The 9363-nt window shown below is 41.5% G+C and carries 9 protein-coding genes; 1 reads left to right on the top strand and 8 read right to left on the bottom strand.

What is annotated here, in order from left to right; genetic code table 11:
• Window positions 1-381: 381 nt before the first annotated feature.
• The 7 genes from HMJ38_RS23825 to polA form a co-directional block, all read right to left on the bottom strand.
• A complete protein-coding gene (locus HMJ38_RS23825; RefSeq protein ID WP_194976960.1) occupies window positions 382-609 on the bottom strand; it encodes a hypothetical protein in 228 nt (75 codons plus the stop codon).
• Between the two features lie 214 nt (window positions 610-823).
• Entirely contained in the window at window positions 824-2149 is a 1326-nt protein-coding gene (locus HMJ38_RS23820) for a S8 family peptidase (protein WP_194976959.1), read from the bottom strand.
• 104 nt (window positions 2150-2253) lie between these two features.
• Window positions 2254-2562: a type II toxin-antitoxin system RelE/ParE family toxin gene (locus tag HMJ38_RS23815; protein WP_194976958.1), complete on the bottom strand. Its 309-nt coding sequence runs from the start codon at window positions 2560-2562 to the stop codon at window positions 2254-2256.
• Complete coding sequence (locus tag HMJ38_RS23810) at window positions 2547-2780, bottom strand: hypothetical protein (RefSeq protein WP_228780246.1); 234 nt, start codon at window positions 2778-2780, stop codon at window positions 2547-2549. The genes HMJ38_RS23815 and HMJ38_RS23810 overlap by 16 nt, the downstream gene beginning before the upstream one ends.
• 344 nt (window positions 2781-3124) lie before the next feature.
• Window positions 3125-4513, bottom strand: a complete 1389-nt coding sequence (radA, locus tag HMJ38_RS23805) for a DNA repair protein RadA (RefSeq protein WP_194976956.1) — start codon at window positions 4511-4513, stop codon at window positions 3125-3127.
• Window positions 4514-4794: 281 nt separating this feature from the next.
• Window positions 4795-4938: a hypothetical protein gene (locus tag HMJ38_RS25430; RefSeq protein ID WP_228780245.1), complete on the bottom strand. Its 144-nt coding sequence runs from the start codon at window positions 4936-4938 to the stop codon at window positions 4795-4797.
• A gap of 17 nt (window positions 4939-4955) precedes the next feature.
• Entirely contained in the window at window positions 4956-7772 is a 2817-nt protein-coding gene (polA, locus tag HMJ38_RS23800) for a DNA polymerase I (protein ID WP_194976955.1), read from the bottom strand.
• A 245-nt stretch (window positions 7773-8017) separates the two neighbouring features.
• Between polA and HMJ38_RS23795 the strand changes: the two genes are divergently transcribed.
• Window positions 8018-8329 (top strand): hypothetical protein, encoded by a 312-nt coding sequence (locus HMJ38_RS23795; RefSeq protein ID WP_194976954.1) that lies wholly within the window; start codon window positions 8018-8020, stop codon window positions 8327-8329.
• A gap of 102 nt (window positions 8330-8431) precedes the next feature.
• Here HMJ38_RS23795 and HMJ38_RS23790 read toward each other — a convergent pair whose 3' ends face one another.
• Window positions 8432-9025: a hypothetical protein gene (locus tag HMJ38_RS23790; RefSeq protein WP_194976953.1), complete on the bottom strand. Its 594-nt coding sequence runs from the start codon at window positions 9023-9025 to the stop codon at window positions 8432-8434.
• Window positions 9026-9363 lie beyond the last annotated feature (338 nt).

Below are 9363 nucleotides of genomic sequence, written 5' to 3'. Positions count from 1 at the left end.
ATATTTAATAATATAATTCAATCACAAAACGGTCAACACTAATCAGGGATGCACAATGTTAGATGACCGATGTCAGGTGACCGATGTTGGCTTGGGGGTCAAAATGTGCTTTTTTATCTCTAGTCAAACCTTTTTGAAGTCGTTCAGAATCTGTCCGTCGTGGTGGAAGAAGTCTGTATTGGGTTTTAAGGGGAAGGCGGGGGTTACTATGATGGCTTGCCCCGAATAGGCTTTCGACCAATTTCTTAAACCGGAGCTCCCACTTTAGCATACCCGATCTTGCTTCCCCGATACTCAGTGCAGGCTTTGCTTTTTGGTCTTGGCTCTTGGTTCTTGTCTCTCGTCTCTCGCATCTCATTTCTCGCTTCTCGCTTCTCAAATCTAACAAGCCCTCACCTCCCCATCCTCTTCAATATGCTTGATGCCTTTGACTTTCATTTCCTGTAGACTATCTTCTTTTCCGGAGGTCTCTCCGGTAATCACGCCTGTAAAGGATAGGACATGATTTATCTTACAGCCTTTTTCTCGCAGCTTTTCAGCGATTTCCTGAATGTTCTTGATTTCTCCATCCTCCACCGAGGCAATGAATTTTATAGGATCGTTTGCCATTTTTTTTATCTAGCTAAATGAATAAAGAGTTCTGCCAATAGAATACAAAATCACATTATTTCCGGAGTTTAAATATTCGCTATGTCATCAATATCTATTAATATCAAGTATCAATCAATATCCAATCCCGAAAAAATCAGGACAAGACATCCATAAACATATGATCCATCAATATCAAATCCTGAAAAAAGCAGATAATATTACTAAATAAACGCTACTGTGGACTTTGGACCAATCCTGCACCCACATCACTTGCAGGTAAGTTTAGAGGACGCGCAGTATTGATCAGTTCCTGCCAAATTTGTGTAGGTGTAGCCGTTGGATTTTTTTCCCACAATTGGGCGGCAACACCGGAGACAAAGGGAGTAGCCATACTCGTACCATTAAGAGAGGCGTATATCTGAGGAGCTTTGTAAGCACTCATGACCGCTACCCCTGGACCTGCAATATCCACTTCACCACCATTAGGATTGATACCTCCACAGGAAAAGTCCGCTACTTTCAAAAACCTATCCACCGCAGCCACAGCCATGATAGAGGGGCAATTTGCCGGATGTCCCACGGGATTGATAGTGCCACTTGATCTCCTGCTTTCATTACCTGCAGCAGCAATGATCAAAGTCCCTCTATTCAGTGCATTGCTTGCAATGTCTTCATAAATCCTTGAATGGGATTGTCCCGGACGGGTAGGGGCACCCAAGGACATGGAAATGATCTTGCAGCCATTGGTCATGGCCCAATCCATTCCTGCTAAGATACCACTATCAGAACCTGAACCCGCGTTTGACAAAACTTTGCCAATAAAGATATTTGATTCATGGGACACACCGTATCTGACGCCATTGGTGCCACGGATACCTCCTGAGGCATTTCCTGTACAATGCGTTCCGTGTCCATTGATATCGTTGACATCCTCTCCGGAAATAAATGATTTGCTGATTATCTCCCGGGACTGAAAATCAGGATGGGCCAATAAAAATCCTGTATCCAAAATGGCAATTGGTATGTTTTTACCAGTATATGGGCTGGTCAATGCCCTGACTGCATGGACACCCCAATAGGCTTGGGCATTGTCCGAAAAAGAATCCGGAAGTGTGGGGTTAGGATTTGGATTTCCAGGATTGGGAGGTGTGGGAGTTGTGGGAGGTCTTCCAATTCCTAATAACCTGCAAAGCCACTGCCAAAATCCACCGCCACCTGAGGCATTTGCAGCAGTGAGCGCATATAGATAACGCTCCGGTTCATCATACAAAAACATGCTCTTTGTTCTTGCCGAACTGGTCAGCACATTGATTTCCTCTTGATGGTTATCGTTTATAACGGCTACCCCAAAATTCTCAAAAACAATCCCATCTGCCTGATCAAAGGCTTCCAAGTAATCTTCCTCGTGGGATTTGTAATCACTTGATGGGGCTAGCCTGAGAGAAGCGCCTTCTGCACCTTCTTCAATATCTTTAAACTTTGCGCCTGGGTCAAGCATCACCAAGCGTTTTCCTGTAAATTCCGGTCTGTCATTCTGGTCTTCTGATTGAGTTGTCATGGTTATCGAGTCTAAAAGTGAATGGAAATAAAAACAGAACTAATTTACAAAAAAAAATTTATATTGTTGATTGTCAATAAAATAAAAGGGGGGTGTGGTGCGATTTACTCGATTTTTAATTTTGATGGTTTCTTTCTACAATCAAAAACCATTGCAATTATCGCAATATCCCCATCTAGAAAATAGATTATTTTATAATGGCTAAAAATTAAATACCTGTAGTCAAATTTTCGGTTGATTAATCTGAGTTCTATCTGTCCTATTTTTGGATATTGATTAAGAATCTCAGTTTTCTTATATATATTTTCAATTACTTTTGAAGCATAGTCACTGGAATTGGTTCTTTCCAAAAAGTCAAAAATTTCCTCCAAGTTTTCGCTAGCTTGGATTGTCCACCTTACTTTTTCTTCCATTTTTTAATTTGATCAAGCATTTCTTCCGAAGAGTATGTTTTCCCTTTTGCATATTCATCTTCCGCTCTATCAGATAAAAAATTCATCTCTTTTTTAGAGAGTATATCAGGATAGTCACTTTTTAATCCTAGTAAAATTTCAAATTCAAAAATCAAATTCTCATCATTTGATTCAAGAAATTTTTTCATAATATTAATTTTCCTTACAGATATTTCCATAATTCTAATTTATAAAATTTTCAACCAAATATACAAAGCTGCCTCTAATCCTCTAAATCAATCCTCAGTGCCATTGTGATTGTCACTACTAACATCATGGTGGCAACGTACTTAGCATTTGGCGTGTTTTGATTATATTATAAGAATTAGTCTGATTAAGCAAACATCTGTCTCCCTACTCTTTCAATAACACTCATAAGTCATCATTAAAATCCACCTAGAGATCGCCACGTAGCACTGAGATTTATCCTTAGTAATATGGTTATTTGAAGTGCTCCTCCTACCAAAGGAAGGCAGGCGCAATGACGGGGAAGTCTTACACCTCACATCTCATGTCTAATTTCTCACCCGACTTCAAACAACCCCTGATACATCTCCTCAAGTCTACTCACCGGAATCACCTTGATTTTATATTTGTTCAGGTCCAGGCCTTTGATGGCATATTTGGACACCATGATCCTTTTGAATCCCAATTTCTCTGCCTCTGCAATCCGGTTTTCTATTCGGTGGACTGCTCGTATTTCTCCCCCCAATCCTACCTCCCCTGCAAAACAAAGATCAGTCGGAACAGGGCTGTCCTCATAAGAGGATACCAAGGAGGCACATACGGCAAGGTCCAATGCAGGGTCATCTACTTTCAGGCCGCCGGCTACATTGAGGAACACATCCTGCTGCCCAAGTCTCATACCCCCTCTTTTCTCCAATACAGCCAAAAGCATATTGAGCCTCTTGGCATCATGCCCGGTACTGCTGCGCTGGGGAGTACCATAAGTGGCCGGACTGACGAGGGATTGGATTTCTATCAATAAGGGCCTGTTACCTTCCATCATGGCGCCGATAGCCACACCGTTCAGAACTTCTTCTCTTTGGGTTAAAAGTATTTCTGAAGGATTGGCTACCTGTCGTAAGCCTTCAGCCCGCATTTCATAAATCCCCAATTCATTGGTGGAACCAAATCGGTTTTTGGAAGTCCGTAGGATTCTATAAGAAAGGTGTCTATCACCTTCAAACTGTAATACCGTATCCACCATGTGCTCCAAAACCTTTGGTCCCGCAATGGAACCTTCTTTGGTAATATGTCCAATCAGGAAGACAGGTGTTCCCGTTTCCTTGGCAAACTTCATCAACTCCGCTGTACATTCCCTTACCTGGGAAACCGAACCGGCTGCTGATTCTATATATTGACTGTGTAAAGTCTGAATGGAATCGATGACCAATAAGTCAGGGTCGAGAATTTCTATCTGCTGAAAAATCTGTTGGGTATTGGTTTCTGAAAGCACATAGCAATTATCGGAATGAAAGGCCATCCGCTCCGCCCGCATTTTGATCTGGGCTTCACTTTCCTCTCCTGAAACATACAGCACCTTAAGCTGAGGCAATGACAATGCAATCTGCAACATCAAGGTAGACTTGCCGATTCCCGGTTCTCCACCTATCAAAACCAAAGACCCCGGAACGATTCCCCCTCCCAGAACCCTGTCCAATTCCGCGTCATGGGTGACTGTTCTTGGCTGCTCTTCAAAATTGATATCTGTCAGCCGCCTTGGCGTAGCAGCTCTTTTGGATTTGGATCCACCTGTGGATTGTTTCCAATTGCCTTTCCCTGCTTCCTCTTTTTGGATGACCTCTTCTACATAGGTATTCCATTCCCCGCAAGAGGGGCATTTACCAATCCATTTCGGGCTTTGCGCCCCGCAGTTTTGACAGAAGAAGGTGGTTTTTGTTTTAGCCATGAATAAAGACGTGAGACGTTAGATTTGAGACGTGAGATGTGGGAAGCGAGAACCGAGATACGAGAACCAAGACTTTCACTTTGAGTATAGTGGTACTATTGATATAATTTCAGCTTCAAAGTGTTTAAAACTTTGCCTTGTCACCTCGACGGCAGGAGAGGTCTAATACCCTAAATTAGGGAAACAGACTTCTTTCTACGATCCAACCTTAAAAGACTTTATATATAACAATTGATGTAATTAATGCTTCGAAGCTCATCCATAAACTTCTTTTTGTCAACTCAGTCCCGATGTCTATTGAGTTCGAGATCTGTAAACCATAGTAGGGAAACAGACTTCTCCTGACGTCGAAGTGACAAGGAAACGCTTTCTTTCACCTCTCCTCTTGTTTCTTGGCTCTTGTTTCTTGGCTCTATTTTCTTCATCCTTTCTCCTTCATCCCCTAATGCGCTTGCAGCCAATCACTACCGATCCCAACTTCAACCTCAAGTGGTACTTCAATGGTGACGGCGTTGGCCATGAGTTTGGGGATTTCTTTTTGGAGGAGTTCAACCTCATCTTTGTGGGCATCAAAAACCAATTCATCATGAACCTGAAGGATCATTTTTGATTTAAGTTTTTCTTTTTTCATCCAATCATGGACATGGATCATGGCCACTTTGATCATATCTGCCGCAGAACCTTGTATAGGGGCATTGATGGCATTGCGCTCTGCAAAGCCCCGCATGGTCTGATTGCGGCTATTGATGTCACGGAGGTAGCGACGTCGACCCAAGATGGTCTCTACATATTCGTTTTTCCTTGCTTTTTCGATAGCATTGTCCATATATTCCTTGACAGCAGGGAATTCTTTGAAATAAGCATCAATGATTTCCTTGGCCTCTGTTCTTGAAATACTAAGACGTTGCCCTAGTCCGAAAGCAGAGATGCCATAGATAATCCCAAAGTTGGCCGTCTTGGCTTTTCTTCTCATGTCTGAGGTTACTTCCTCCAAAGGAACCTGGAAAATCTTAGCTGCTGTGGTAGCATGAATATCCCTGCCGTTTTTGAATGCCTCAATCATGGATTCATCCTGTGAGAATGCCGCCATGATGCGCAATTCTATCTGAGAGTAATCCGCTGCCAACAAAACATGATCTTCATCCCTCGGAACAAATGCTTTTCTGATCTCCCTGCCTCTCGCGGTCCTGATAGGGATATTCTGAAGGTTGGGGTTGATGGAGGAAAGTCTGCCTGTGGCTGCCACAAACTGATTGTAGGTGGTATGCACCCTACCTGTTTTAGGATTGATCATGGTGGGCAGGGCATCCACGTAGGTGGATTTCAACTTCACCATCTGACGGAATTCGAGAATGGCCTCGGCTATTTCATGTTCTCCGGCCATCTTGCTCAGCACTTCCTCACCTGTGGCAAATTGACCGGTTTTGGTTTTCTTGGCCTTAGGGTCTAATTGGAGTTTGACAAACAAGATTTCTCCCAATTGCTTGGGTGAGGAAAGATTGAATTCTTCACCTGCAAGCTCATAGACTCTTTTTTCTATTTCTTTGCTTTCTTCCTCCAACAGGACAGACATCTCTGCCAGGCTATCGGTATCAATCCGCACCCCCTCAAATTCCATATCTGTCAATACCCGGATCAATGGATTTTCCACTTCATGAAGCAGTTTCTCCAATCCATTGCTCTTGATAATGGGATCAAATTCCTGTTTGAGTTTTAAGGTGATGTCTGCATCTTCAGCAGCGTAAGCTACTACCTCATCCACCTCTACATCACGCATGTTGCCTTGGTTCTTTCCTTTTTTACCGATCAGAGACTCAATGGATACAGGTCTATAATTGAGGTACTGTTGGGCCAACCAATCCATAGAATGTTTTCCTTCGGGTTCGATCAGGTAATGGGCCAACATGGTATCATAGAGTTTACCCTTGACATCCATGCCATAGTTTTTCAAAACCAACAGGTCATATTTTACATTCTGTCCTATTTTAGTGATGTTTTCATTCTCAAAAATTCCCCTGAATAACTCCAACTTCTCTTTGGCTTCCTCCTGATTGGCTGGAAAAGGGATGTAAAAGGCTTCACCGGGTACATAGGAAAAAGATAATCCGACCAATTCGGCTTCATTGGGATTCAGGGCGGTGGTTTCGGTATCAAAACAAAACTCATCCTGCAACTCCAAATAACCGATCAATTCCTTGATGGCTTTTTCTCCATCTACTTTATGGTAATCATGGGCAGAGGTCAGGATACTGTCGTGTAACTGAATGGCAGGCAAAGGGATTTCATCCACCGTTTCGTCTTCTTCCACTTTGGATTCTTCTACACCGGTAAAGAGTCCCAACTGTTCACTCACTTTGACCTGCGGTTTTTTGATTTTTTCTCCAAATACCCTTTGTGTCAAGGATCGGAATTCGAGCTCTGCAAATAGTGCTTTGAGATTTTCTTCATGAGGACCATCATAGCGCAAGTCCAATTCATCAAAATTCACTGGTACTTCAATATTGATGGTCGCCAACTCTTTGGAAAGCAGTCCTTGTTGTGCAAAGGTCTCTACATTTTCCTTCTGCTTCCCTTTAAGTTGGTCTGTATTATTGAGGAGCTCTTCAATTGTACCATATTCTTTGAGAAGTTTAACGGCGGTCTTTTGGCCTATTCCGGGAATTCCGGGAATATTATCCACCGCATCGCCCATCAGCCCAAGGATATCTCTTACCTGATCGACATGTTCAATGTCCCACTTGGCACAAACTTCTTTTGGGCCCATGATATCTACCCCATTACCCATAAAGGCAGGTTTATACAAGTAGATATGGTCTTCTACCAATTGCCCATAATCCTTATCAGGGGTCATCATGTAGACTTCAAAACTGGTTCTTTCGGCTTTTTTGGCAATTGTTCCGATGATATCATCCGCTTCAAAACCATCCAATTCCAATAGGGGTATATTGAAGGCCTTGACGATTTGCTTTACCCATGGAATGCCTACCTCAATATCCTCGGGCTGTTCTTGACGGTTGGCCTTGTAGGCTTCAAACTGAATATGCCTGAAAGTAGGCGCTTTGGTATCAAATGCCACAGCAATATGGGTAGGCTTTTCCTTTTCCAACACTTCTAAGAGCGTATTGGTAAATCCGAGCATGATGCCGGTATTGAGACCTTTGGAGTTTATACGGGGATTTTTGCTGAAGGCAAAATGCGCCCTATAAATAAGGGCCATTGCATCCAGGAGGAAGAGTTTCTTATCTCCTTTTGGGGACATGGTATCGGTTATGTTTATTGGATTAATTTAGATTTGGAAAACTTAGGACGTTTTCCTGAATGGGCTAAATTACAAATAATAATCCTACCCGTGGACCGAAAATCTGACAAATCCTGATAAAAATTGACTACATTGGAATTGCCTTAATCAGCATTGGTCTGATTATTGGTAATTTAGTCATCCATAGTGGTTTTTCGAAACCCAATCTTAAAAATTATTATTAACTAAAACTTAATTGTTACCCTATGAAAAAATTTGCAATATTTCTATCTCTTATGTTTTTATTTACAGCAATAGCGCCGGCGGCTATGGCTAAAGAATCCAAAAAAGATAAAAAGGAACTGACTGTTGAAGAGGAAGCCCGCGTGGCTGAAATTGAAAGCAGAGTGGCCGAAATTAAAGCCATGGACCTTTCTGATCTGAGTAATGATGAGCGCAAAGAAGTGAAAGAAGAACTCAGGGAGATGAAAAAAGAGGCAAAAAATCTTGGTGGTGGTGTGTATATTTCCGTTGGGGCCATTATCATCATTTTATTGTTAATTATCCTGCTTACCTAATAGCAGGATCAATACCTTGAGATCAGCTTAGCTGTAATCCCTTAGAAAAAATCCCCTGCAAGATCAAATTGCAGGGGATTTGAATTTAATTTTTTAAGGGTTTCAATGGGTCTTCCCATTCATGGCATCTACCAATTCCCTTTTGAGTTTCCGCTCTCTTTCAAGCGTATTTTTACGGTGCTGCTCGAATTCCTCGATCGTTTCAGCCAAGTCTTTTTTGGCCCTTGAAATTACTTTATGGCTTTGGCTGTACTTGAACAAAAAGAACAAAAAAGCCGCTGTCAATATTCCGACAATAGTCCACATCATGGTCACATAAGCTGATTTATGAATGGCCATTCCCAAAAACTCGAAGTTGTCCCTTGCTGCTTCGGCAACTTCCAACTGATTATTTGTTTCTGTTACTTGTTTTTCCAATTCTCCGATTTTGGATTGTCTGATACCCAATTCCTGATTGACTGTTGTCAATTGGTTCTTGAAAACATTGAGGGAGTCAAGGACATTGGCCCGTATCTTTTCAAGATTGGTCTTTTTGACGACTTTGTATTCTTGGTAGTTATTAGAAATCCTATTGAGATAATCAAATTGACTGGTGATTGTTCCTTCATTGAGTGAACCCGTTTCGGTAGTTTCCTGTGCTGACACCTGAAACGCAAGGAATAATGCAAGAAACAGGGTGGTAAGATTTTTTTTCATTGGAATTGGTAGTTTTAAACCTAAGCGTAAACGATTTTTACCTATATGGTATTTTTATTGCGAGAGCAATAAATATGCCTGTATAAAATGAGATTAACAAAAATCAGTATTAAAAAAATATACTTTTCGAGTGAAACCATTGAAAAGGATTGAGTTAGGAATAAAAAATAATACAAAAATTGTATTTTTTGAATAAGGATTAATCCAAGAATATGGTTCTTTCAATCAGGGATCAATTGTTTTTTCTATCACGCCCAAGTGGACCAAATATAACCACATTGTAAAAAAAATATACATTCTTGAATAAATACTATCATATCTTTTTGATAATCAGTAGT

It is taken from the genome of Aquiflexum lacus (genome assembly GCF_015476655.1).
Classification (GTDB): domain Bacteria; phylum Bacteroidota; class Bacteroidia; order Cytophagales; family Cyclobacteriaceae; genus Aquiflexum; species Aquiflexum lacus.
Note: the sequence above shows the minus strand (reverse complement) of the source record. Positions and strands in the feature narration are given on the sequence as shown.

Coding starts and splice junctions, on each gene's coding strand:
- polA (WP_194976955.1), bottom strand. CDS start 7,772: ATGTCCCCAAAAGGAGATAAGAAACTCTTCCTCCTGGATGCAATGGCC.
- HMJ38_RS25430 (WP_228780245.1), bottom strand. CDS start 4,938: ATGAAGAAAATAGAGCCAAGAAACAAGAGCCAAGAAACAAGAGGAGAG.
- HMJ38_RS23795 (WP_194976954.1), top strand. CDS start 8,018: ATGAAAAAATTTGCAATATTTCTATCTCTTATGTTTTTATTTACAGCA.
- HMJ38_RS23790 (WP_194976953.1), bottom strand. CDS start 9,025: ATGAAAAAAAATCTTACCACCCTGTTTCTTGCATTATTCCTTGCGTTT.
- radA (WP_194976956.1), bottom strand. CDS start 4,513: ATGGCTAAAACAAAAACCACCTTCTTCTGTCAAAACTGCGGGGCGCAA.
- HMJ38_RS23810 (WP_228780246.1), bottom strand. CDS start 2,780: ATGGAAATATCTGTAAGGAAAATTAATATTATGAAAAAATTTCTTGAA.
- HMJ38_RS23825 (WP_194976960.1), bottom strand. CDS start 609: ATGGCAAACGATCCTATAAAATTCATTGCCTCGGTGGAGGATGGAGAA.
- HMJ38_RS23820 (WP_194976959.1), bottom strand. CDS start 2,149: ATGACAACTCAATCAGAAGACCAGAATGACAGACCGGAATTTACAGGA.
- HMJ38_RS23815 (WP_194976958.1), bottom strand. CDS start 2,562: ATGGAAGAAAAAGTAAGGTGGACAATCCAAGCTAGCGAAAACTTGGAG.